20 protein-coding genes are annotated in these 23015 nt (G+C 63.8%); 7 read left to right on the top strand and 13 right to left on the bottom strand.

Annotated elements, in window-relative coordinates; all coding sequences use genetic code 11:
• The first annotated feature begins 32 nt into the window (after window positions 1-32).
• Window positions 33-944 carry a sterol desaturase family protein gene (locus P6U30_RS35730; protein ID WP_407167344.1) on the top strand — a complete coding sequence of 304 codons (912 nt, stop codon included), beginning with the start codon at window positions 33-35 and terminating at the stop codon, window positions 942-944.
• A 228-nt stretch (window positions 945-1172) separates the two neighbouring features.
• Here the strand turns inward: P6U30_RS35730 and P6U30_RS35725 are convergent, their stop codons facing one another.
• Window positions 1173-3140, bottom strand: coding sequence for a methyl-accepting chemotaxis protein (locus tag P6U30_RS35725; protein ID WP_407167343.1), 1968 nt, complete (start codon window positions 3138-3140; stop codon window positions 1173-1175).
• A 326-nt stretch (window positions 3141-3466) separates the two neighbouring features.
• Between P6U30_RS35725 and P6U30_RS35720 the strand changes: the two genes are divergently transcribed.
• Together P6U30_RS35720 and P6U30_RS35715 are read left to right on the top strand one after the other, a co-directional pair.
• The gene (locus P6U30_RS35720; protein WP_407167342.1) at window positions 3467-3889 is read left to right on the top strand and encodes a hypothetical protein; all 423 of its coding nucleotides are present in this window, start codon (window positions 3467-3469) and stop codon (window positions 3887-3889) included.
• 797 nt (window positions 3890-4686) lie between these two features.
• Window positions 4687-5196: a lipocalin-like domain-containing protein gene (locus tag P6U30_RS35715; RefSeq protein WP_407167341.1), complete on the top strand. Its 510-nt coding sequence runs from the start codon at window positions 4687-4689 to the stop codon at window positions 5194-5196.
• Window positions 5197-5644: 448 nt separating this feature from the next.
• Here P6U30_RS35715 and P6U30_RS35710 read toward each other — a convergent pair whose 3' ends face one another.
• Window positions 5645-6316, bottom strand: coding sequence for a hypothetical protein (locus P6U30_RS35710; RefSeq protein ID WP_407167340.1), 672 nt, complete (start codon window positions 6314-6316; stop codon window positions 5645-5647).
• Between the two features lie 213 nt (window positions 6317-6529).
• Window positions 6530-7702 carry an acyl-CoA dehydrogenase family protein gene (locus tag P6U30_RS35705; RefSeq protein ID WP_407167339.1) on the bottom strand — a complete coding sequence of 391 codons (1173 nt, stop codon included), beginning with the start codon at window positions 7700-7702 and terminating at the stop codon, window positions 6530-6532.
• Window positions 7703-7949: 247 nt separating this feature from the next.
• Here P6U30_RS35705 and P6U30_RS35700 point away from each other — a divergent pair, with 247 nt between their 5' ends.
• Window positions 7950-8396, top strand: coding sequence for a methyltransferase family protein (locus P6U30_RS35700; RefSeq protein ID WP_407167338.1), 447 nt, complete (start codon window positions 7950-7952; stop codon window positions 8394-8396).
• A 248-nt stretch (window positions 8397-8644) separates the two neighbouring features.
• Here the strand turns inward: P6U30_RS35700 and P6U30_RS35695 are convergent, their stop codons facing one another.
• Together P6U30_RS35695 and lepA are read right to left on the bottom strand one after the other, a co-directional pair.
• Window positions 8645-8977 carry a hypothetical protein gene (locus P6U30_RS35695; protein ID WP_407167337.1) on the bottom strand — a complete coding sequence of 111 codons (333 nt, stop codon included), beginning with the start codon at window positions 8975-8977 and terminating at the stop codon, window positions 8645-8647.
• 207 nt (window positions 8978-9184) lie between these two features.
• Window positions 9185-10996 carry a translation elongation factor 4 gene (lepA, locus tag P6U30_RS35690; RefSeq protein ID WP_407167336.1) on the bottom strand — a complete coding sequence of 604 codons (1812 nt, stop codon included), beginning with the start codon at window positions 10994-10996 and terminating at the stop codon, window positions 9185-9187.
• A 388-nt stretch (window positions 10997-11384) separates the two neighbouring features.
• On the opposite strand from lepA, the gene P6U30_RS35685 reads away from it, so the two are divergent.
• Window positions 11385-12986, top strand: coding sequence for a glycosyltransferase family 39 protein (locus P6U30_RS35685; protein WP_407167335.1), 1602 nt, complete (start codon window positions 11385-11387; stop codon window positions 12984-12986).
• Window positions 12987-13001: 15 nt separating this feature from the next.
• Here the strand turns inward: P6U30_RS35685 and P6U30_RS35680 are convergent, their stop codons facing one another.
• From P6U30_RS35680 to P6U30_RS35660, 5 genes are all read right to left on the bottom strand, one after another.
• Complete coding sequence (locus P6U30_RS35680; protein ID WP_407167334.1) at window positions 13002-13328, bottom strand: HPr family phosphocarrier protein; 327 nt, start codon at window positions 13326-13328, stop codon at window positions 13002-13004.
• Window positions 13325-13726, bottom strand: a complete 402-nt coding sequence (locus tag P6U30_RS35675; RefSeq protein WP_021076632.1) for a PTS sugar transporter subunit IIA — start codon at window positions 13724-13726, stop codon at window positions 13325-13327. The genes P6U30_RS35680 and P6U30_RS35675 overlap by 4 nt, the downstream gene beginning before the upstream one ends.
• Window positions 13727-13813: 87 nt before the next feature.
• Complete coding sequence (locus tag P6U30_RS35670; RefSeq protein WP_407167333.1) at window positions 13814-14380, bottom strand: HPr kinase/phosphorylase; 567 nt, start codon at window positions 14378-14380, stop codon at window positions 13814-13816.
• Entirely contained in the window at window positions 14377-16185 is a 1809-nt protein-coding gene (locus tag P6U30_RS35665) for a stimulus-sensing domain-containing protein (protein WP_407167332.1), read from the bottom strand. The genes P6U30_RS35670 and P6U30_RS35665 overlap by 4 nt, the downstream gene beginning before the upstream one ends.
• 114 nt (window positions 16186-16299) lie before the next feature.
• Complete coding sequence (locus P6U30_RS35660; RefSeq protein WP_139479670.1) at window positions 16300-17001, bottom strand: response regulator transcription factor; 702 nt, start codon at window positions 16999-17001, stop codon at window positions 16300-16302.
• Window positions 17002-17239: 238 nt separating this feature from the next.
• Here P6U30_RS35660 and P6U30_RS35655 point away from each other — a divergent pair, with 238 nt between their 5' ends.
• Window positions 17240-18004, top strand: a complete 765-nt coding sequence (locus tag P6U30_RS35655; protein ID WP_407167331.1) for a HugZ family protein — start codon at window positions 17240-17242, stop codon at window positions 18002-18004.
• A 144-nt stretch (window positions 18005-18148) separates the two neighbouring features.
• Here the strand turns inward: P6U30_RS35655 and P6U30_RS35650 are convergent, their stop codons facing one another.
• Entirely contained in the window at window positions 18149-18352 is a 204-nt protein-coding gene (locus P6U30_RS35650) for a hypothetical protein (protein ID WP_407167330.1), read from the bottom strand.
• A gap of 540 nt (window positions 18353-18892) precedes the next feature.
• On the opposite strand from P6U30_RS35650, the gene P6U30_RS35645 reads away from it, so the two are divergent.
• A complete protein-coding gene (locus P6U30_RS35645; protein ID WP_407167329.1) occupies window positions 18893-20509 on the top strand; it encodes a phosphoenolpyruvate carboxykinase in 1617 nt (538 codons plus the stop codon).
• 363 nt (window positions 20510-20872) lie between these two features.
• On the opposite strand, the gene rocF is transcribed toward P6U30_RS35645, so the two are convergent.
• Window positions 20873-21850 carry an arginase gene (gene rocF, locus P6U30_RS35640; protein ID WP_407167328.1) on the bottom strand — a complete coding sequence of 326 codons (978 nt, stop codon included), beginning with the start codon at window positions 21848-21850 and terminating at the stop codon, window positions 20873-20875.
• 185 nt (window positions 21851-22035) lie between these two features.
• Window positions 22036-22854: an acyl-CoA thioesterase gene (locus P6U30_RS35635; protein ID WP_407167327.1), complete on the bottom strand. Its 819-nt coding sequence runs from the start codon at window positions 22852-22854 to the stop codon at window positions 22036-22038.
• Between the last annotated feature and the right edge of the window lie 161 nt (window positions 22855-23015).

Here is a 23015-nt window from a genome sequence, read left to right as displayed (position 1 = left end):
AATATTCGTTTTGTAAAGAGGAGCATTCGGCCATGATCGGCTTTGCAAAGCTGCTGTGGCATCCGGGCGCGGGGGAGATGGCCCATGTCGAGCTGCCGTCGATTGGCTCGCGCATCGCCTTCCTGCTCGCGACCTTTGCGCTCGTGCTGCTGTTCGAGGCCGCGTTTCCGCTGTTTGACTACGATCGCGGCGACCGGCTGCGCAATATCGGCCGCAACGCGGCCATCACCGTGATCTTCATCGGCGTCAACCTGCTGCTCAGCCCGCTGTCGCCGCTGGCGGCGCAATGGACGCTCGAAGCGAAATTCGGCCTCTCGCACTGGCTCGGCCTGTCACCCCTGAGCCAGTTCCTGCTTGGGATCGCTGGTCTCGACCTGTTCGCGTATTTCGCTCATGTCTCCATGCACAAGCTCGGCTGGATGTGGCGCTTCCACCGCATGCACCATGCCGATCGCTTCGTCGATGTCACCACCGCCTTCCGCGAGCACCCCGGCGAAACGCTGTGGCGGATCGGCTGGCATATTGCGGGTGTGTTCGTGTTCGGAACGCCGGCCTGGGTGCTGGTCACCTATCTGACACTGTCGGCGCTGAACGCCCAGGTCGAGCACGCCAACATTCGCTTGGCCGAGCGGCTCGATTGCTGGCTGCGGCTCGCCGTCGTGACGCCGAACATGCACAAGATGCATCATTCGCGCTATCAGCCGGAGACCGACAGCAATTATTCGAACCTGCTCTCGATCTGGGATCGGCTTGGCGGCACCTATAACCGTGGTCCGCGCTTCGCGGAGCTGCGCTATGGCCTTGACGGTTTCGATGATCCCGAGAAGCAGTCGCTATCCGGGTTGCTCAAGATGCCCTTCATGAGCCAATGGGGACGGCTTGCAGCGAAGCCGGACGACAAGGCGAGCCGATCCGGTTCGCCACCCGTGCTGCCTTGGCCGTGACGTCAAGCTCGGTACGCCCGGTTAGAGCGTTTTCAAGCGAAGCGGGCGCCGGCTCGCGTGAAGAAAACGCGACACACAAGAACCCAGAACCTGTTCCGATCCGATAGGAGCGGGCTCTCAAGCGGGATGAGTTTTGGTTGAATCGGCTTGGCGTGGTCTCGGTTCACCTCTCCCAAGGGAGCGGTGAACTTTCGACGCCGCTCCAGCTCAGCCTAACCTCATCAGGTTTTAGGCCGCGTTGCGCAATCCGGCGAGGAACGTATCCACGCTATGCGACAGCGCTGAGGCGTGCTCGCCGAGCTGGCTCGACGTGTCGAGCACGTTACCGGTGAGGGCGCGGGACTGACCGGCGGCCTCGCTCGCGCCGGCGACATTGGCGGAGACTTCGCCGGTGCCCGCGGACGCCTGCTGCACGCTGCGGGCGATCTCGCGTGTCGCCGAGTCCTGCTGCTCGACGGCGGCCGCGATTGCGGTGGCGATGCCCGAGATTTCGCTGATGGTCGCGCTGATGTCGCCGATCGCGCTGACGCAGTCGCCGGTCGCCTGCTGGATCGCGCCGACCTGGCCGGCGATCTCCTCGGTGGCCTTCGCGGTCTGGCTCGCCAGCTCCTTCACCTCGGCGGCGACCACCGCGAAGCCGCGGCCGGCTTCGCCGGCGCGGGCTGCCTCGATGGTGGCATTGAGCGCCAGCAGATTGGTCTGGCTGGCGATCGCGCTGATCAGGCGCAGCACGTCGCCGATCTTCTCGGCGGATGCGGCGAGGCCGGCCACCATCTCGGTGGTCTCCTTGGCCTTGACCACGGCATTGTCGGCCACGTGACTGGAATGGGTGACCTGACGGCCGATCTCGGTGATCGAGGACGCCAGTTCCTCGGTCGCCGCGGCGACCGCGTTGACGCTGGCCGACGCCTCTTCGGAGGCCGCGGCCGCGGCCGAGGTCCGCTCGGAAGCGCCGTTGACGCTCGTCGTGATCTCGCTCGCGACGCGCTGCATGTCGCTCGACGACCGCGCGACCGCGGCGACCATGCCCTTGACGTCGGATTCGAAGCGATCGGCCATCTGCCGCTGCAACGCCTGCTTCTCGGCCTCGGCCTTCGTCTTGTCGGCCTCCTGCGCCTCGCGCAATGAGGTGGTTTCGATCATGCTGCGGCGAAACACGTCGACCGCCTTCGCCATGGTGCCGAGCTCGTCGCGCCGCTCGCTGCCGGGAATCGTGACGCTGGTGTCACCGCTCGAGAGGCGATTCATCACCGCGGTGATCGCGGTCAGCGGCCGGGAGAGGCCGCGGCCGAGCAGGAACGCAAGCAGCACGGCCGCGGCCAGGATCGCGACCGTGCCGAGGATCAGATTGCGCTGCGCGCTCGCCGCGGCGGCTTCGTAATCCGTGGTGTCCTTGATGATCTCGAGCACGGCAACCGGCTGGCCGGCATAGTTCCTGATCTGCCCGAGATAAAGCTCGACCGCATGGCCGTTGAGCGTCGCATCACGCAGCAGCGGCTCACCGTGCATCACGCTTCTGAGCTCGTCCTGGGTCGCGACCACGGTGTCGCCGAAGGTCGAGGACAGCCGCCTGAAGCTCTGGCCGTCGAACGAATGCACGGCAAGGTCGATGCCGAACCGCTTCTTGGCGCGATCGACGAATTCCTTGCCGAAGGCGGCGCCGACGTCGACATTGGCCAGCGTCTTGCCGTCGCGCATGATCGGGGTCATGCCGAAGATCGAAAGCGCTTCGCGACCGGGCTCGACGCCGACGATCGGCTTGCCGGCCTTGATCGATTCCACCACCGTCGTGCGCCGGGTGGAGGCATCGTCGCCGAACACCTTCGGCGCGTGGACCCGGTAGAAGCCGGTCGCGGGGGCCTGCCAGAACGAGATCAGCGGAATGCCTTGCGCCTTCATCGCCGCCCAGGGGGCGCCGAGCAGCTTTCCGAGGCCCTCGCGGTCGCCTTTGGCGATGGCATCCTCGACCGGCGGCAAGGCGGCGATCACCGCCGAGACCGCGAGCGCCGCACGCCCTTCGTAGTCGATCGCTGCAATCACGCTGTCATATTGCAGCTTGAGCTGCTGATCGAGCGCCAGCCGCGTCAGCGCGCGCTGCTGGCCGATGGAGAAGCCGCCGAGGATGGCGCAGGCGACCGCAACGGTCAGTGAAATCGCCAGGATCAGGCGGGCGGCAATCGATTGAAGCTTGAACATGGGACCAGCGGGACTCCAGGCATTAGCGCCGTCCGCAAGGTCTCAGAAAAATCTTAACAACCGGATGTTGTTGCCTGCGGTATTCCTAACCCGACCGTGGCCGCCGGTGCCTACTTTCGTACCATGCCGCCCAATCGCGATGCGGTCCTGTTTTGCGGCACAATAATAGACCCTCATGGTGAGGAGCGCCGCTTGCGGCGCGTCTCGAACCACGAGGCCGAGTACGTACGCAGCCATCCAAGGCGGCGCCCGCGAGTGGCTTTCCCGCAAGCGTTTCGCGTAGGATGCCTAACCCTGAGGTTCGATGGCGCGAGGAGACCTTCGAAGTGGACCCCGTATCGCAACTCCGTACCGCCCTTCTGCCGGTCTTGCAGGACTGGGAGCGAGAGTTGAGAAGAGAGTATCCTGATGTGACAACCATTATCTGCGATTCATCGGTAGGAAGCCGCACAGATTGGAACGGTCACATTATTGGAATCGAATGCCTATTGAAGGAAAGCCGCCCCGATCTGCCTGACCACGTGGCGCTATCGGTGTCGCTAAAGCACCTGCACAAAGCGCCGTCACTAGTGCATGCTGACGTTGTATGGGGACACCCCAGTGGCTACATCGAAGCCAGCGTTCTACCTGCCTGTGTCGAGTTCTCCCGCGACCGGCTTGCAGACCTGATCAAACGGTTGCCCGAACTCTTCACCGCGCTCAAGCAGGCTCTCCGACGAGGCCAACCACTCTCGTTGATGAATAGGTGAAGAGCCAAGATGTCTGCCTTTGGGCCCAAAGGCGACATGCCGTGGTCATCCAGCGATGTCCGGTTTGGGTAAAGCCGACATGGCGGATGTATGAGTACGCGCCCTGGAACGAGATGACCTTGCTTCGGATCGAGCCGCGGACTCCGCTTCACCTCGCCCCGCGTGCGGGGAGAGGTCGGAATGCATCGTTAGATGCGTTCCGGGTGAGGGGGAGTCTCCGCAAATGCAGCTCTGGCCGTATGTGCGGAGACGGCCCCACCCCGACCCTCTAAGAGCGAGCTTCGCTCGTCTCGACTCCGTAAGCACGCAGGGCTGGCGCATGTGCCGCCTTGGATGGCTGCGCACGTACTCGGCCTCGTGGTTCGAGACGCGCCGCAAGCGGCGCTCCTCACCATGAGGGTCTACTATTGTGCCGCAAAACAAGACCTCATCCTGAGGAGCCCGCCAAAGGCGGGCGTCTCGAAGGATGCGCCACAGGGTGTTTTTTCCCAAATGCGATTGCCCTGCGTAAGCACCGGGAGAGGGAGCGCAGCGCGGTCGCTCTTCGACCGCATCTCACGCCCTGGTTCAATCTGACTTCGTCGCGCCTTAGCGCGGTCGTTAGGGCGCGTACTCATGAGCGCCAACGGTCCGATGTCCGCCTCCGGAGAATAAGCAGACATCGCGAATCTACATTGAAATCGGCCGAGAATGATCCAGAGCGGACCTGCCGGACTCATCTTACCGGGCTCGCCCCTGCGTGGTAACGTCCAGAGTGCTCGACAGCTATTCATCAATTCTTCCATTGGAATACATCAATGACTTTGCGAGCAATTTTTGTAGCATGTGCCATTGCGGTTTCTGGATCGTTCATGATGACAATCGACGCGCTTGGTCAGAAGCAATCGCTCAAAGATCAACTGGTCGGCACCTGGACCTTGCTCTCGTGGGAGCAAAAGAAAGGCGATGGCACCAAGATCGAGCGCTATGGGCCCGCTCCGAAGGGCATCGCATTCTTTGATGCAGGTGGGCGATACATCATCACGGTGATGCGCTCAGATCGAGCCAAATACACGAGCAATACCCTGTGGCAGGGCACACCTGAGGAAAACAAGGAAACCGCGGACGGCACCATAACCTACTTCGGAACGTATTCAGCAAACGAGGCAGATAGCAGCGTCGCGATCCGCGTTGAAGGCAGCTCCTTTCCAAACTGGAATGGCACCGAACAGAAGCGCTTTGTCGTGGTTGCGGGAGACCAACTGACGCTGACCGTTCGTCCGCCGGCAGGAGATATAGTCGATGTGATTTGGAAGCGAGCCGAGTGACCTGACCGCAGGTCTGGTTGTGGCCCGTAAGCGAAGTTGCGCGTCGTCTGACGGAAGTCTGCTCGTTGCGGCCGAGCGGACGAGGTTTGCTCAACTTGAGTTCGTCGCGTTTTGACCCCGAGCGGCCCTGTGGTCATCCTTCGAGACGCCCGCCTTTGGCGGGCTCCTCAGGATGAGGTCTTGTTTTGCGGCACAATAGTAGACCCTCATGGTGAGGAGCGCCGCCTGCGGCGCGTCTCGAACCACGAGGCCGAGTATGTGCGCAGCCGCCCAAGGCGGCATATGCGATAGCCCTGGGAGCACGGGGAGAGGGAGCGCAGCATCTTCGCGGTCGTTGGGACGCGTACTCGTAAAGGCCAACGGTCCGACGTCCGCTTCCCGAGAACAAGCGGACATCGCGAAGCCACGTTGAAATCGGTCGAGAATGACCCGTTGCGGACGTCCGATCTCACGAGGCGTCTCCAATAAACATGTAACGGCCGATGCTAAGCTTATTCGGGTAGATACGATCATTGCCTGCGGGCTTGCCCTCCAGCGAGGTAATCCACGGCAGCGCTTCGCGGATGTTGGCCACGAGCGGATCGCTTGTGATCTCAACGGATGCTCCCGCAAATTTGGCCGAGGAGCCGAAGTCGGACGGTATGTCGTCTATACTTATCGTCTTAGCTGTTGTTGGGTCTCGCGGATTTGAGAGCCACAACAAACGTGGGAGATTATCGAGGGCAAGTTCGCGTTTGCCGTGGAGATTTACAAGTTTGGACAGCCCTTCATTTGAGTCCCTGACGCCAAATGCGCGAGGAACAAGCCAGAGTGCGCCCCAACCCGCATTGCTATTATGCCAACCCCAATCATCGGCTGTTAACGTCGCAACCACTACGCCATGCTCTCCAAGATCAACTAGCGCCGCCTGCCCGCGCAATTCGGGTGAAAATGACACCAGCTCTGGCAGAACGTGCGCATGCCAGACCACCTCGACTACACTTGAACCCGAGTGGAGTTTGCCGTCCGTCTCAATATTGACCGTTAAGCGGTAGCGATAAGTGTAGGACGGATAGAAGAATTTATAGGTCGCGAAGGCAGCGACGAGCACTATCAGGGTGACAAGCAGGAAGCGCTTCATGGAAAGCAACTTAAGCGTTTGTCCAGCGCAATGTGCACAATCATGGCCATTGCGTTAACAGAAGCTTGCCTGTTCTCCAGCCAAACGTGACTTCCGCTTCTGGGCCCAAAACGGGCATGCCGTGGTCACCCGGCGATGTCCGGTTTTAGGGGATAGAGCCGACATGGCAGATGTATGAGTACGCGCCTTGGTTCAATCTGACTTCATCACGCCTCAGCGAGCGGTCGGCGGTGCGGCGAGATTGCCCGCCAGGATCGCCTTGCCGGCGTCCTCATACTGCGTGTCGCGCGCCTGGATCTGCTGGGCGATCGCGTGCATGTCGCGGAAGCGCCGCTCGAACGGATTTTTGGCGAACACCGCGGTGGCGCCGGCCATGTGATAGGCGGTGTCGACCACCGCGGCCGATTGATGGATGGTCCAGGTCGAGGCGATCCGGATCGCGACGCGATGCGCCTCGGTGAGGGGATCGCCGCGCGCGAGATCCCGCCAGACGTCGTTTACGGTCGCATAGAGATAGGCGCGGGCGGCGCGCAGGCTGGCCTCGGTGCGGCCGATCTGCCCCTGCACAGCGTTGTTGTCGCGCATCGCCTTCAGCCCTTGCGGGGTCTTGCCGCGCGCAAGCTCGGTCGCCGCATCCAGCATGGCGCGCGCGACGCCGAGCGAGGTGGCGGCAAAGCCCATGCTGAACGCCATGTTGGTGGAGAGCTTGTAGAGCGGGCCCGGCTCGCGGAGCGCGGCCGGATCGTCGCGCAGCGCGGCGAATTGTTCGGGGATGAAGAGATTCTCGACCGAGTAGGAATCGGTGCCGGTGCCTTTCAGTCCGATCACGTCCCAGACATCGTGCATGGTCGCCGACGACACCGGAAACAGGATGGTGCGGATTTCCGGCGAACCGTCGGCCTTCTTGCGCGGTGAGCCGTCAGCTTCGACGACGCGGACATGGGCGCCGAGCCAGCTTGCCTGCCGCGAGCCGGAGGCAAAGTCCCAGCGCGCGCTGGCGCGGTAGCCGCCGGGCTCGGCGCGAACCTCATGGGCGATCGCGCCCCAGGCGAGGATGCCCGGCGCGGTGTTGAAGATCGCGTTGGCGGCGTCGGGTTCGAGATAGGCCGCGGTCATGGCGCAGACGCTGCACTGGCCGAGGCACCAGGCGGTCGAGGCATCGGCCTTGGCGATCTCCTCCTGCATCTGCATGAACGATTCCAGCGTCGCCTCGGCGCCGCCGAACCGTTTCGGCAGCAGCGCGCGATAGAGCCCGTTCTCCACCAGCGCCGAGGTGACCGCCGGTGTCAGCCGCCGCGTCCGCTCGATCTCGTCGGCTTCACTTGTGATCAGCGGCGCCAGCGCGCGCGCCCGTTCGACGAGGTCGAAACCCTGCGGCCTGCTCATGCGTGTCCTCTGCCCCTTTTCACGTTCTTGGTGGGCGGGTGCACGATGGTGGCTTATCCAGTGGAAGAGGGCAAGGCGGGGTGGCATCATCGCAGAGCCGCCATCGAAGTCGTGCGACGGTCGGGTCGGTACGAGATGTGTCCGGATCGGTGGAGTGGATCGTCGCAACGGACGCAGGGCGAACATGTTTTTGTGGTAGCCGCAGCTCAGATGCCGGTTGTGCGTTCCATCCCAGCGAGGTTCGGCCATGCTCAAGCTCCCTCCGCCGATCTGGACGTTGATCTATCTCCTTATGTGCGCGGCGCTGAGCTGGTGGCTCGGCTGGCCGGCGCTTCCCGGCCTGCCGAATCCACTGCTCGGGATCGCGCTGGTGGTGATCGCGTTCATCGCGCCGGTGTGGGCGTTCGTCCTGTTTCGGCGCGAAGGCACCGAGATCGAACCGACGTCGCCGACTAATCGCGCGCTGGTCACCAGCGGCCCTTACCGGTTCACCCGCAACCCGATGTATTCCGGCCTCGTGCTGCTCGCGCTGGGCATCGCGCTATGGGTCGGGGCCTGGCCGATGTTGATTGCGCCGGTCGCGGTATTCGCGACCGCCAACTGGGTGCACATTCCCTTCGAGGAAGCCAAGATGCGCCGCCAGTTCGGCGCGGCCTATGATGACTATGTCGCCCGGGTGCGGCGCTGGGTGTGAATCGCATATGCCGCCTTGGGCGGCTGCGTGCGTACTCGGCCTCGTGGTTCGAGACGCGCCGCAAGCGGCGCTCCTCACCATGAGGGTCTACTATTGTGCCGCAAAGCAAGACCTCATCCTGAGGAGCCCGCCAAAGGCGGGCGTCTCGAAGGATGGCCGCAGGGCGCTTTTCTCCCCAAATGCGATAGCCGTACCCCGCCGGGGAGAGGTGACCTCCGAGCTGTTGGTCAACCTGATCCCATCATGCTCTATCCGCAATTCCAGGCGCGGCCGATCGGCGTCCAGGTCCAGCACGGGCCGAAGCTGCCGCCATTGTAGCGGCCGCGATAGAAGCCGGGCCGGCCGAAATAGTGCCAGTCACCGCCATACCAGTACTGCGGCGCATAGTCCGGATAGCCACGGGCGGCGCCGCGCGGGCCGAACACCGGGATGGTCTGGTTCGGCGGCTGCCGGTAGCCGGGCAGGAAGCCGTAGCCATGCCAGCGCGTGCTGCCATGCCGCTTCTTCGACGACGCGGCCGAGCTCAGGTCCGGTTGCAGCAATGCGAGGATGACGACAAGGAGGGACAGGATGCGCAACATGATCGAAGCTTAATCGGACCACCGTGCGATGGCGATTCAAATCATGGTGCGTTTTGTTGCTAGGACAACGATGGACATCCTGCGCGCGTCCGCTAGCGCGCCCGATATCCACCTCCGGCTACTTTGCATGGGGTTGTTTTCGAGATTTTTGCTTACGGCGGGACCGGCGCGGTCGTCGTCAAGCTGGCGACAGTCCGTGACGATGTCTCAGCTATCCACCTTGAGCGCGGCGATGAAGGCTTCCTGCGGGATGTCGACCTTGCCGAACTGCCGCATCTTCTTCTTGCCTTCCTTCTGCTTCTCCAGAAGTTTTCGTTTACGGGTGATGTCGCCGCCGTAGCACTTCGCGGTGACGTCCTTGCGCAGCGCGCGCACGGTTTCGCGCGCGATCACCTTGCCGCCGATCGCCGCCTGGATCGGGATCTGGAACATGTGCGGCGGAATCAGCTCCTTCATCTTCTCGACCATGGCGCGGCCGCGGCCTTCCGCGCGGGTGCGATGCACCAGCATCGACAGCGCGTCGACGGGCTCGGCGTTGACCAGGATCTGCATCTTCACGAGGTCGGCCGGCTTGTAGTCGGTCAAATGATAGTCGAACGAGGCATAGCCCTTGGAGACCGACTTCAGGCGGTCGTAGAAATCGAACACCACCTCGTTGAGCGGCAGGTCGTATTTCACCATCGCGCGGCTGCCGACATAGGTCAGCTCCTTCTGCGCGCCGCGGCGGTCCTGGCACAGCTTCAGCACGCTGCCGAGATATTCATCGGGGGTGAGGATGGTGGCCTCGATCCAGGGCTCGTCGATCTCGGCGATCTTGACCACGTCGGGCATGTCGACCGGGTTGTGGATCTCGAGCTCGCTGCCGTCGGTCAGCCTCATCTTGTAGATGACGCTCGGCGCGGTCGCGATCAGGTTGAGGTCGAACTCGCGCGACAGCCGCTCCTGGATGATCTCCAGATGCAACAGGCCGAGGAAGCCGCAGCGGAAGCCGAAGCCGAGCGCGGCGGACGTTTCCATCTCGTAGGAGAAGCTCGCGTCATTCAGCCGCAGCTTGCCCATCGCGGCGCGCAGCGTCTCGAAGTCATTGGCGTCGACCGGAAACAGGCCGCAGAACACCACCGGGATCGCCGGCTTGAAGCCCGGCAGCATCTCGCTGATCGGCTTCCGGTCGTCGGTGATGGTGTCGCCGACGCGGGTGTCGGCGACTTCCTTGATCGCCGCGGTGATGAATCCGATCTCGCCGGGGCCGAGCTCCTCGACCTGCTCCATCTTCGGAGTGAAGAAGCCGACGCGCTCGATGTCGTAGGCGGCGCCGGTGCCCATCATGCGGATGCGCTGGCCCTTCTTCATCACGCCATCGACCACGCGGATCAGCACGACCACGCCGAGATAGACGTCGTACCAACTGTCGACCAGCAGCGCCTTCAGCGTCGCGTCGCGGTCGCCCTTCGGCGGCGGCAGGCGAGTGACGATCGCCTCCAGCACGTCGGGCACGCCGAGCCCCGTCTTGGCCGAGATCATCACGGCATCGGACGCATCGATGCCGATCACGTCCTCGATCTGCTGCTTCACCTTCTCCGGCTCGGCGGCGGGCAAGTCGACCTTGTTCAGGACCGGCACGATCTCGTGGTTATTGTCGAGCGCCTGGTAGACGTTGGCGAGCGTCTGCGCCTCGACGCCCTGGCTGGCGTCGACCACCAGCAGGGAACCCTCGCACGCCGCCAGCGACCGCGACACCTCGTAGGCGAAGTCGACATGGCCGGGCGTGTCCATCAGGTTGAAGACGTAATCCTTGCCGTCCTTGGCGCGGTAGTTCAGCCGGACGGTCTGCGCCTTGATCGTGATGCCGCGCTCGCGCTCGATATCCATGGAATCGAGCACCTGTTCCTTGCCCGCCATTTCGCGATCCGACAGTCCGCCCGTCATCTGGATCAGGCGGTCGGCCAGGGTCGATTTGCCATGGTCGATATGGGCGACGATGGAGAAGTTGCGGATGTTGGAAATCGGGGCGGTTGTCATGGGCGCGGGATAGCATCCGCACCCCCCAAGCGGCAACCATATTGCGGTATTTTGCAGCGGTGTGACAGCGAATCACGGGCGGCATCGTGATCGATGTCCGGCCGCCTTTCGGCCCGGTGTGGCGTCGCCCAACCCTGGACCTTTCGATGCGCTGGACCCGCCGGACCGCTCGCCCGTCGTGCGTTCCGCGGGCGGTTGCCCAAAAGCACGTGACGCCGGTCGGCGGCCGAGAGCGCAGTTCACGCCAAGCTGATTTCACTGGCCGTAAAAACGCGCTAAAGCGCGGTGAAATCCGAATGAGACATCATCGCGCTGTGGCTTTCTGTTGGGCATGATCTTTTCGGAACACCGCTTCGCACTTCTCCGGATCATGCCGTAGGCGCTGACCATGTCGACTGCCTCCTATCTTCCCGCCGCGCGGCGCGCGAACCGCCGGCTGACGATCCGTCGAGCGGCCGCGTGGCTGGTCTCGCGGGCGACGGATCCCCAGACCGGCCTGTGGCTCGTGATCAGCTTCGCGCTCGTTCACGCGGTGCTGTGGACGGCGATCCTCATCAAGCTCAAGGCAGCGCAGGACGTCCACATGGACGTTGCCGAAGCCTATGGCTGGGGCCAGCGCTTCCTGCTCGGCTATGGCAAGCATCCGCCGCTGTCAGGTTGGATGGCCGGCGTCTGGTTCAAGTTCTTCCCGGTCGCCAACTGGTCGACCTATGCGCTTGCGATGGCGACAGTGAGCTTCGCCATGGTGGTCTGCTGGCTGATCGCGCTGCGCGTCGTCGATCGCCGCCGCGCGTTCTTCAGCGTGGTGATGCTCGCGCTGTACCCGATCTTCAATTTCAAGGGTTTCAAATACAACGCCGACCTGGCGCAGCTCGTGCCGTTGCCCTTGCTCGTGCTGGCCTATCTGAACGCGTTCGAGCAGCGGAGCGTGAGATCCGGCCTGTTGCTCGGCTTCGCCGGCGCGCTGGCGTTGATGACCAAGTACTGGGTGCTGACCATGATCGGCGCGATCGGCCTGGCCGCGCTGATCCATCCGCAGCGGCTCGCCTTCCTGCGCTCGCCGGCGCCCTGGGTTGCGATCGGCACGATGGCCGTGCTGATGATCCCGCATCTGGTGTGGCTGGAGGAGGTGGATTTCCTGCCGCTCACCTACGCCGGCGACGTCTACGCGCTGTCGAGCCGCGCGCTCAACGTCGAGCTCGTGATCGGCTATATCGGGCACAATCTCGGGCTGCTCGCAGCGCCGGTGCTGCTGGGCCTGCTGGCGCTGTCATTGAGCTCGCTGTCGTGGCGGCCCGCGCGGCTCCTTTGGTCGAGCCGCCCCAATCCGGAGCTCAACCGCGCACAGGCGCTCAACGTCTGGATCATCCAGATCATTGTCGCGATCGGGCCGCCGCTCGGCGCACTGGCGTTCACGGTCTACATGAAGACCGACTGGGGTATTCCGCTGTTCTTCCTGGTGCCGCTCGTGCTGGTCGCGATCCCGCGGGTGCGGATTCCGCGCATGGCGCTGTTCACCATCACCGCGATCTGGTTCGTGATCACGGTCGCCATGCTGTTCGCCGCGCCGAGCATCGCGACGCAGGAGATGGCGTCGAGCCACAACACAGCCTCGACCTATGCCGCCCGCTCGGAGCTCGCGCGCGAGCTGACCCAGACCTGGCAGGCCAAATTCCATTCGCGCTGGGCCGTCGTCGCCGCCCGCTCCGACATCAGCGAGCCGATGACGTTCTATAGTCCCGATCATCCGGCCGCGATCACGCCCGGCGAAGTGTCGTCCGGCTTGACCTCGCTCGATGACGCCAAGCGTTACGGCTTCATCGGCATCTGCGACACCACCGATCCGGTCTTTCTGAAGCCGTGCGAAGCGTGGATGGCGGAGCACGCCAAGGATGCCGAGCCGCTGGTGATGACCACGCAGCGCTTCTATGGCGGCCATCCCGGCCCATCGACCGTGTGGAAGGTCTACCTGGTGCCGCCGGCGAACTAGCGGCACCGGTGCGCCTTACGCGCCTTCTTCGTTGAATTTGCTTGCGACGAGTTCGGCGATGGCGTCGAGCGCGGCCTGCGCTTCGGGGCCCTTCGCGGAGACGATTACCGTGGTGCCGGGCCCGGCTGCGAGCATCATCAGGCCCATGATCGAGGTGCCGCCGACGGTCTCGCTGCCGCGCGTGACCCAGACCTCGGCGTTGAAGCGTTCGACTGTCTGAACGAATTTGGCGGAGGCGCGGGCATGCAGGCCGCGCTTGTTGACGATCAGCAGTTCACGGGAAATGGCACCCGCTGGCACGCTCGGGCCGACTTCGTTTGCGCCCGAGGTTTCGTCGTTCATTTGCCTGCGAGAACGCGGCTGGCGATGGTGACGTATTTGCGGCCGGCTTCCTGGGCCATCGCGATCGCATCGGGCAACGAGCGCTCCTCGCGAACCTTGGCAAGCTTGACCAGCATGGGAAGATTGATACCTGCGAGCACTTCCACCTTCGGGCGGCTCATGCAGGAGATCGCAAGGTTCGACGGCGTGCCGCCGAACATGTCGGTGAGGATCGCAACGCCGTCGCCGCTATCGACGCGATTCACCGCCTCGATGATGTCGCTTCGACAGAGATCGGAGTCGTCCTCCGCTCCGATCGTAATTGCTTCAATTTGTTTCTGTGGACCCATCACGTGTTCGAGCGCCGCTCTGAACTCGTCGGCAAGGCGCCCATGGGTCACCAGCACTAGACCAATCATCGGAAACTCCTCGTGGGCGCTCTTTGGTGCACCGCACGAACGCGCCACTTTGACCATCCAGAGGCCCTGCGCAAGAGGGCATCTTGGCTAGTCTCCCTGTTCCTGGCGATCGAGAGGGGAGGCTGCGCCGACCAAATCGGACGCGATAGTGGATGTGATATGGTTACCAATTCCCTTTCCACAATCGGCCGCAAGATTACCGGGACATGAACTTTCAGTTGTCGTCAGCGCGGCGACAACCAGCGGCAGGGGTTGGAAGCCGGCAGCGACCGGAATTCTCGGTAGTAAAACACCATTTAGGTCGATCTTGAGAGCTTCCGGCGGCGGCAGCCGCTCCGCATCCTCGGCCGCCAAGTCGACGACGAGCCCGACCCTGGCCTGCCCGACAAAGTGGCAGCGGCGGATTCCGAGGCCGCGGATCTCGATCAGGCCGGCCAGTTCCCGCGCCGGCCGGACCCACAATTGTTCGCCGGCTGTGTCGAGATGGACACGGTCGTCACCCACCAAAATGGCGGTCGGAAGCTGTCCGGAGCGGCCGGCGAGAATCAGGTCGAACGCCAGGCGGGACTTGCCGGCGCCCGATGGTCCCCGGATCAGCACGGCACGCTCGCCGATCAGAACGGCGGATGCATGCACGCTGGCGTTGCGGCTCATAGTGTCGGCAGCCTGACCACGAAGCGTGCGCCGGCGACCGTGGGCTTGCCGTCCGCGCCGGCAGGACCATGGCGATTTTCGGCCCAGATGCGCCCGCCATGCGCTTCGATGATCTGCTTGGAGATCGAGAGCCCAAGGCCGGAGTTCTGGCCAAAGCCCTGGTGCGGCCGGTCGGTGTAGAAGCGCTCGAAGATCCGCTCCAGCGCATCCTGACCGATGCCGGGGCCGTCGTCGTCGACGACGATCTCGACCTCATTGCGGACGCGCCGGCAGACGATACGCACCTTGTCACCGGGCCTGGAGAACGACTGCGCGTTCGACAGCAGGTTCGAGATCACCTGGCCGAGCCGTGAATCATGGCCCGGCACCGAGAGCGTATCGGTGGGCCCGCGGCCCTCGAAGCGGGCTTCGACGGCGACGTCGTGGCCGAGCCGTGTCTCGTTGGCGACGCCGGTCAGCGTCGTCAGCAGCCGGCGCAGATCGACCGGCGCCATGTCCTGCCGTTGCAACTCGGCATCGAGGCGGCTTGCGTCCGAAATGTCGGAGATCAGGCGATCGAGCCGCTTGACGTCGTGCTCGATCACGGCGAGCAGCCGCGCGCGGCTGCTGTCGTTGCGCGCCAGCGGCAGCGTCTCCACGGCTGATCGCAGCGACGTCAGTGGATTCTTGAGCTCATGGGCGACATCGGCAGCGAACATCTCGATCGCCTCGATGCGGCTGTAGAGCGCGTTGGTCATGTCGCGCAGCGCGCCCGAGAGATGGCCGATCTCGTCGCGGCGCCCGGTGAAGTCGGGAATTTCGACGCGGGTCTGGATGCGATGGCGGACGCGCTCGGCGCCGTCGGCGAGCCGCCGCACCGGACCCGCGATCGTGCTCGCCAGCAGCAGCGACAGCATGATCATGACCGCGGATGCGACGCCGCCGACCTTGAGGATGGCGAGGCGTTCGGACATCACCATCTGGTCGATGTCGTCGCCTTGCGTGGTCAGCATCAGCGCGCCGCGCACGGCGCGGAAATGCTGCACCGGGACGGCGACCGACACCACCACCGCACCGCGTTCGGTGACGCGCACCATGCTGCTGTTCAATCCCTCGAGCGACTTTGCGACTTCCGGATAGCCCTTGCCGCCTTCGGGGCCGAGCTCGCGGTAGATCGGCAGGTCGCCGCGGTTGAACCAGGTCTTGATCGCGATCTTGCTTCTCTCGTACAGCGACGGCTTCTCTGACGGCGGCGGCAGCTCCATGCGCAGCACGTCGCCGCGTGCGAACAGGTTGCGGCTGTCGAGGATCAGCCCGCCGTCGCGGTCGAAGATGCGCGCGCGCGTCTTGGTCGGCGCGATCAGGCGGCGCAGGATCGGCGCCACGCGCTCGGGATTGATCGGGAAGTCCGCCGATTCATCGGGCTGACCGAAGCTCTCGCCGGGCTTCAAATCGAGCAGCCGGTCGGGATCGATGGTCACGGTGTTACCTTCGACGGTCGCCGATGCGGCAATCGCCTCCGAGATGATCTCGGCATAGACCATCAGGCTCTGCGTACGCGCCTCGATCAGGCCGGCGCGGAATTGCGAGAGATAGAGGATGCTCGCGACCAGTGCGACGAGGCCGGCCAGATTGAGCGAGACGATGCGGCGCGTCAGGCTCGAGAACGACAGCGCGAAGAAGAACTGGCCGGCACGGCGCAGCCAGCCGAGCGGGCGCCGCCAGCCTTTCTCCAGCGCCACGTCGTCAGCTATTGCATCGTGTTCGAGGAGCAGTAGCGCGTCCTCGGTGTTCAGTCCCGGCTCGGGCTGCGTTCGATCAAGCACTGGCAAAGCTGCCGGTTGGTGTGGATGTCGTCCCGCGAAGCACGTAATCGCCCGCGCGACCTTACCCCAGCCGCGCGGGCCCTGTCAGTTAACAAAGCGTCCCGGAAGCGCAGATCAGGCTTCCTTGAAGCGATAGCCGACGCCGTACAGCGTCTCGATCATCTCGAACTCGTCGTCCACCACCTTGAACTTCTTGCGCAGCCGCTTGATGTGGCTGTCGATGGTGCGGTCGTCGACATAGACCTGGTCGTCATAGGCGGCATCCATCAGCGCATTGCGGCTCTTCACCACGCCGGGGCGGGTGGCAAGCGCCTGCAGGATCAGGAATTCGGTTACCGTCAGCGTGACCGGCTCGTTCTTCCAGGTGCAGGTGTGGCGCTCCGGGTCCATCCGCAGCAGGCCGCGGTCGAGCGCACGGGCATCGGGCTCCTTCGGCGGCGCGGTCGGATCCTTGGGCTGGCCGCGGCGAAGCACAGCCTTGACGCGCTCGACCAGCAGGCGCTGCGAGAACGGCTTACGGATGAAATCGTCGGCGCCCATTTTCAGGCCGAACAATTCGTCGATCTCCTCATCCTTGGAGGTGAGGAAAATCACCGGCAGATCGGACTTCTGCCGCAGCCGCCGCAGCGTCTCCATGCCGTCCATGCGCGGCATCTTGATATCGAGGATCGCAAGATCGGGCGGCGACGTGCGAAAACCATCCAGCGCCGACGCACCGTCCGTATAGGTCATGATGCGATAGCCTTCGGCTTCGAGCGCGATCGAGACGGAAGTGAGAATGTTGCGGTCGTCGTCGACCAAGGCGATTGTGGGCATGTGCTGCTTTCACAATGAGAGTGGCTTAAGCGGCGGGCATTCCAGCGACGCGCCGTACAATAGGGCTTCGAACGCGGTCAACGAGCAATGCAAGCTAGGCTGAAGTGTGACCGAGTTCCGCAAAAAACGCTTCTGCGACCCATGCGTTGGACCCCATATAGCACCCTGAGATCATGAGGAAAGGCCCTTTTTCGCTGGGGAATCGGCCGGTTCCGCAATAAAATGACCCGATAGGCCCATGCAACCGACCCCCGATTTCAACCCCGCTCGGCTCGCCCGCTCGCTGCTGCGACGCAGCCGCCAGGGGGCGCTCGCCACACTCATGACGGGCAGCGGCGATCCCTATTGCTCGCTGGTCAATCTGGCTTCCCATCCGGACGGCTCGCCGATCCTGCTGATCTCGCGGCTGGCGCTGCATACGAGGAACATCCTGGCCGATGGCAGGGTCTCGCTGATGCTGGACGAACGCGCCGAAGGGGATCCGCTGGAAGGGGCGCGGATCATGCTGGCGGGGCGGGCGGAGGAGGCCAGTGAGGCTGCGGCGCCATTGCTGCGCCGCCGCTATCTCAGCGTCCATCCCTCCGCGGAAACCTTTGTAGATTTTAAGGATTTTGCGTTCTTTCGGGTCCGGCCCACCGGCGCCCATCTGGTGGCCGGATTCGGCCGGATCATCGACCTGACGCCGGAGCAGTTTCTTACCGATCTCAGCGACGCGGCGCCCCTGTTGGAAGCAGAGGCGGGCGCGGTGGCACATATGAATGAGGATCACCGCGAGGCGATGAATCTCTACGCCACGCGCCTACTCGGCGCGCAGAGTGCGGATTGGACCTGCACCGGCTGCGATCCCGACGGCATGGACATGCAGGCGGACCGCAGGACGTTGCGGCTCGATTTCCCGGCAAGGGTCACGAGTGGCCCCGACCTGCGCAAGATGCTGGTCCGCCTCGCCGGCGAGGCCCGCGCCAAGGGATCATCCGACACCGCATCATCCAACGACGGGTAGTTCAAAGGACTATCGGTCGGTCCGAGCCGCGCTGCCGTTGCCGCGACGAGGCATGGTGTCGCATGCCGCGGCTTCTGTGCGGTGAGATCGCGCGAGACGTTTGGTGACGGAGGCGTTGGTCGTGGCGGGACGCTGACAGCGCGATCATTTTGCGCCGATGAACTGTCGCCGCCGACAGAGCGAACGCGGCACACGTAAAATCACATCGTCGCTCAGGAAGATGCGCTCGCGACGGAGAGCGATGCCCGAGTGGTTGCTGATTGCGTTATCATCGGTGGCGCTGCACGGCCTCACCGAGGCGATCGAATGTGCATCTGCGGAACCTTTGCCGCAGTTGCGCATTACCATGATTCAGCTTCGGCCATGGCTCGTTGGCCGTGATTGAGGTTGCGCGACTGAAGCTCGGTGCAGATCGGGTGGTGCGATCCGTGCAACACAATAGTGGACGACATGCGCGGCGTGGTGACGTTGCGTCAGGTCTTGCCGAAGCGCCTCGACGACGCATCGTCGTCGCGAAATGCATACCCGGCATTCTCCGTCATTTGCGCGCTGATCGGATTGCACCTGCCTCACGTGCTGGCATCGTTTGTGCATTGCAGTGCCGTGATTTCGGGGAAAACAGCGATCAAACGTCGCGCAACTTCCGTGAAATCGACAGGAAAGCGAAAGCGAAGCGAAACAGTCCCGCGCTGCGGCATATGCATGAAATGACGAGCCCGCCTTGGAATAAACCAAAACCCGGTCGACTAGCTTGGCAAGCCCGGCGATCCCCACTATTAGGTCGCCGGACCGGAGCCGGAAGGCTATATTCAACAGGCGGTCACCGCGGCGGGGCGCGTTTGGCGACATTCGCGCGAGCAAGGATACGCGGGTTCGAGGAGGTTCTTCGTGCAAGAGATGGGCGTGCATAACGGTGCCTTCGGTGCCGACAAATTCGGCTTAAAAAATCTCAAGGGCGTGCACTGGAATTACGGCGCGCCCCAGCTCTATGAGCATGCGCTGCGCAACGGCGAAGCGGTGCTCTCGGCCGATGGCGCGCTGTGCGCGGACACCGGCGTGTTCACCGGCCGCAGCCCGAAGGACAAGTTCACGGTTCGCGACGGGCTCACCGACAAGAGCATGTGGTGGGCCGGCAACCAGTCGATCACGTCGGAGCAGTTCGCGACGCTCTATGCCGACTTCCTCAAGCACGCCGAAGGCATGACGCTGTTCGCGCAAGATCTCTATGGCGGCGCCGATCCGAAGCATCGCATCAAGACGCGCGTCTTCACCGAGCTTGCCTGGCATTCGCTGTTCATCCGCACGCTGCTGATCCGCCCCGAAACCTCGGAGCTCGCGGGCTTCGTTCCCGAACTCACCATCATCGACCTGCCGAGCTTCCGCGCCGACCCGAAGCGCCATGGCGTGCGCTCGGAGAACGTCGTCGCGATCGATTTCGCCCGCAAGATCGTCCTGATCGGCGGCTCGCAATATGCCGGCGAGATGAAGAAGAGCGTCTTCACCACGCTGAACTACTATCTGCCCGAGAAGGGCGTGATGCCGATGCACTGCTCGGCCAATGTCGGCCCCGATGGCGACACCGCGATCTTCTTCGGCCTGTCCGGCACCGGCAAGACCACGCTCTCCGCCGATCCCAAGCGCACGCTGATCGGTGATGACGAGCACGGCTGGAGCGAGGACGGCGTCTTCAATTTCGAAGGCGGCTGCTACGCCAAGTGCATCAAGCTGTCGGCCGAAGCCGAGCCGGAAATCTATGCCGCCAGCAAGCGCTTCGGTGCGGTGCTGGAGAATGTCGTGCTCGGCGCGAACGACCGTGCGCCCGATTTCGATGACGGCTCGAAGACCGAGAACACCCGCTCGGCCTATCCGCTCGATTTCATCCCGAACGCCTCGCGCACCGGCTGCGCGCCGCATCCGAAGAACGTGGTGATGCTGGCCGCCGACGCTTTCGGCGTGATGCCGCCGATCGCCAAGCTGACGCCGGCGCAGGCGATGTATCACTTCCTGTCCGGCTACACCGCGAAGGTCGCCGGCACCGAGCGCGGTCTCGGCAACGAGCCGCAGCCGGAATTCTCCACCTGCTTCGGCTCGCCGTTCCTGCCGCGTGATCCGTCCGTGTACGGCAACATGCTGCGCGAGCTGATCGCCAAGCACAACGTCGATTGCTGGTTGGTCAACACCGGCTGGACCGGCGGCAAGTACGGCGTCGGCCGCCGCATGCCGATCAAGGTGACGCGTGCGCTGCTGACTGCCGCGTTGAACGGCTCGCTGCGCAACGCCGATTTCCGCACCGACCGCTATTTCGGCTTCGCGGTGCCGACCTCGCTGCCGGGCGTCGAGCCGCACATCCTCGATCCGATCAAGACCTGGGCCGACAAGGCCGAGTTCGACAAGACCGCGCGTGCGCTGATCGGCATGTTCCAGAAGAACTTTACCAAGTTCGAAGCGCAGGTCGACGCCGAAATCCGCGCCGCTGCGCCGGAAGTGAAGCTGGCGGCGGAGTAAGCCGCGCACCGATCGCACGATTTGAAAAGGCGGCCTTCGTGGCCGCCTTTTTGTTTGCCCAGTCGGCCCGGTAACGTATCAACCCGTCAAGCTGAGTAGCGAACGGCGCCACATACTCCACTGTCGTCCCGGCGAAAGCCGGGACCCATAACCACCGAAGGTCATTGTTGCGCAGGGCTGGGGCCACAGCCTTCCTCAACAATTAAACCCTGTGGTTATGGCTCCCTGCTTTCGCAGGGACGACGTCGGATACGTTGTCCCGCCTTCAGTTCCGTCATCCTTCGACGCTCGCTGCGCTCGCGCCTCCAGCGACAAGGCGAAGCCTTTGCGCGGGACTGATGGGGCGGCGAGGGGCGCGATTCGCTACTCGCCCATCTCCGGCAACACCGCGTTGCTCGGCGTCTGGCGGTCGGTGATCTGCAGGCCGAACAGGCTGCCGATCAATTCGACCGCGACGCGTGCGGTGCGGCCGCGCTCGTCGAGGAAGGGATTGAGCTCGACGATATCCAGCGCGCGCACCAGCCCGGAATCGTGCAGCAACTCCATGATCAGATGCGCCTCGCGATAGGTCGCGCCGCCCGGCACGGTGGTGCCGACGCCGGGCGCCACCGCCGGATCGAGGAAGTCGACGTCGAACGAGACATGCAGCACGCCGTTCTTGGCCTTGACGCGATCGATCACGCGACGGATCAGCACGGCGACGCCGAACTCGTCGATCTGGCGCATGTCTGCGATCGAGACGTTGCGCTCTCGCAACAATTTGCGCTCCAGCGGATCGACCGAGCGCGTGCCGATCAGGTCGAACTGGTCGGGCGGAATCGAGGCGCGCGGCAGGCCGCCGAGCAGGTTGTCGAGCCCAGCCTCGCCGCACAGGAAGGCCGCCGACATGCCGTGCATGTTGCCGGTGATGGTGGTGGCCGGCGTGTTGTAGTCGGCATGCGCGTCGACCCACAGCGCGAACAGCGGCCGGCCTTTCTCCTGCCAGTAGCGCGCGACGCCATTGATCGATCCCATCGACAATGAGTGATCGCCGCCCATGAAGATCGGGATCGCGCCGGAATGCGCCAGCCAGTAGGCGCGTTCGGAGAGCGCGCGGGTCCAGGTCTTCACCTCGTCGTAGAATTTGGTGTTTGCCGGCACCGGGCCGTCGGCGACGACAGCCGGGATCGCAAGATTGCCGTGGTCGTCAACGGAAAAGCCCAATTGCTCGAGCAGGCGCGCGATGCCCGCCGTGCGCAGCGCATCGGGCCCCATCAGCGGACCGGCCTGCGCCGCGCCGATCTCGATGGGAACGCCAAGCAGCGCGATGCGCGAGGGTCTGGAATTGTCGGCTTCGGACATGCGGCAGTGCTCCCAAAGGCGTGAAACAGAAGCGACGCGCCAATGTTCCTTCAACCTGTGAAATAGGCAATCCGGCCGTGATGGATCATGTGGATATTTGCCTTCCCATGGGCTTCGGCTCTGATCGAATCAGAGCTGAAGCCCGCGTTCACGCGAGCCGGTGTCGGTTTTGCGCAAACACCCTGCTATGCCTTGAAATAGGCGATCTGCGTCGTGGTGGCGAGCAGGCGGCCGGACGGCGACCACAATTCACCATGCTGGTCGCCGTAGCTCTTGTGGAAGGTCTTGGCATCGGCCACCGCGAGCAGGCGGGTGGTGTCCTCCGCGTCGAGGTCGACGGTATCGGCGTGGAAGTAGGTCGTCAGCGACACCGTGCCGAATGGCACGAGTTCGTGCCGCGCGTGGAAGATGCGGCCGAAGAAGGCGTCCGACATCGACATCAGCGACAGCGCGTCGACCTTGCGCGGTGAGCGGTCGGCGATCCAGAGTTTTGAATAGGCGCTCGACGGCTGCTGCGGTGCGGCGCTGCCGAGCTTCGGCTCGCCCTGGACGAAGCGGAAGTCGTACTGATTGGCCCAGGTCATCGCGAGCCTGGGATAGGACCGGAGCTGCTCGAACGGCGTGGCGCCGGGAAAGCTGGCCTGCTGGTGCGACCATGAGGGCCGGCGCTCGGCAAATACGGCGCTCGCCAGCGTCGCGACGTCGCCGCCGCCCTGCGTCATCTCGACCGACCAATGCTGGCTCGAACGATTGGCCTTCACCAGGCGGACGTCGAGATCGAAGCTGCCCTCGGAGACCGGCGCGCAATAGTTCACGGTGAGCGCCAGCGGATCGCCGGCGCGCTGGGGATGCTGCATCAATGCCCGCAGGATCGTCGCGGCGGTGCAGCCGCCGAACGGCCCGACGAACGCCCAGTAATCCGGGCTGGTGCGTCCCTGCCAGCGGCTGTCGCCGGCGGTGACGGCCGTTGCTTCATCGAAAAGGTGCGGGGTCTTGGTGAGCATACGAGTCCTTGATCGCAGACGTTCGTCTCTGTCATTGCGAGCCAACGGGTCGCGCGCATGCGCGCCCGATGACAGGCTCCGCGAAGTAATCCCTGCTTCCACAAGCGGAGACATGGATTGCTTCGTCGCTATCGCTCCTCGCAATGACGCGGAATATCAGT

It is taken from the genome of Bradyrhizobium sp. ORS 111 (genome assembly GCF_045571485.1).
GTDB lineage: Bacteria > Pseudomonadota > Alphaproteobacteria > Rhizobiales > Xanthobacteraceae > Bradyrhizobium.
This window is presented reverse-complemented; position numbering and strand designations above follow the sequence as displayed.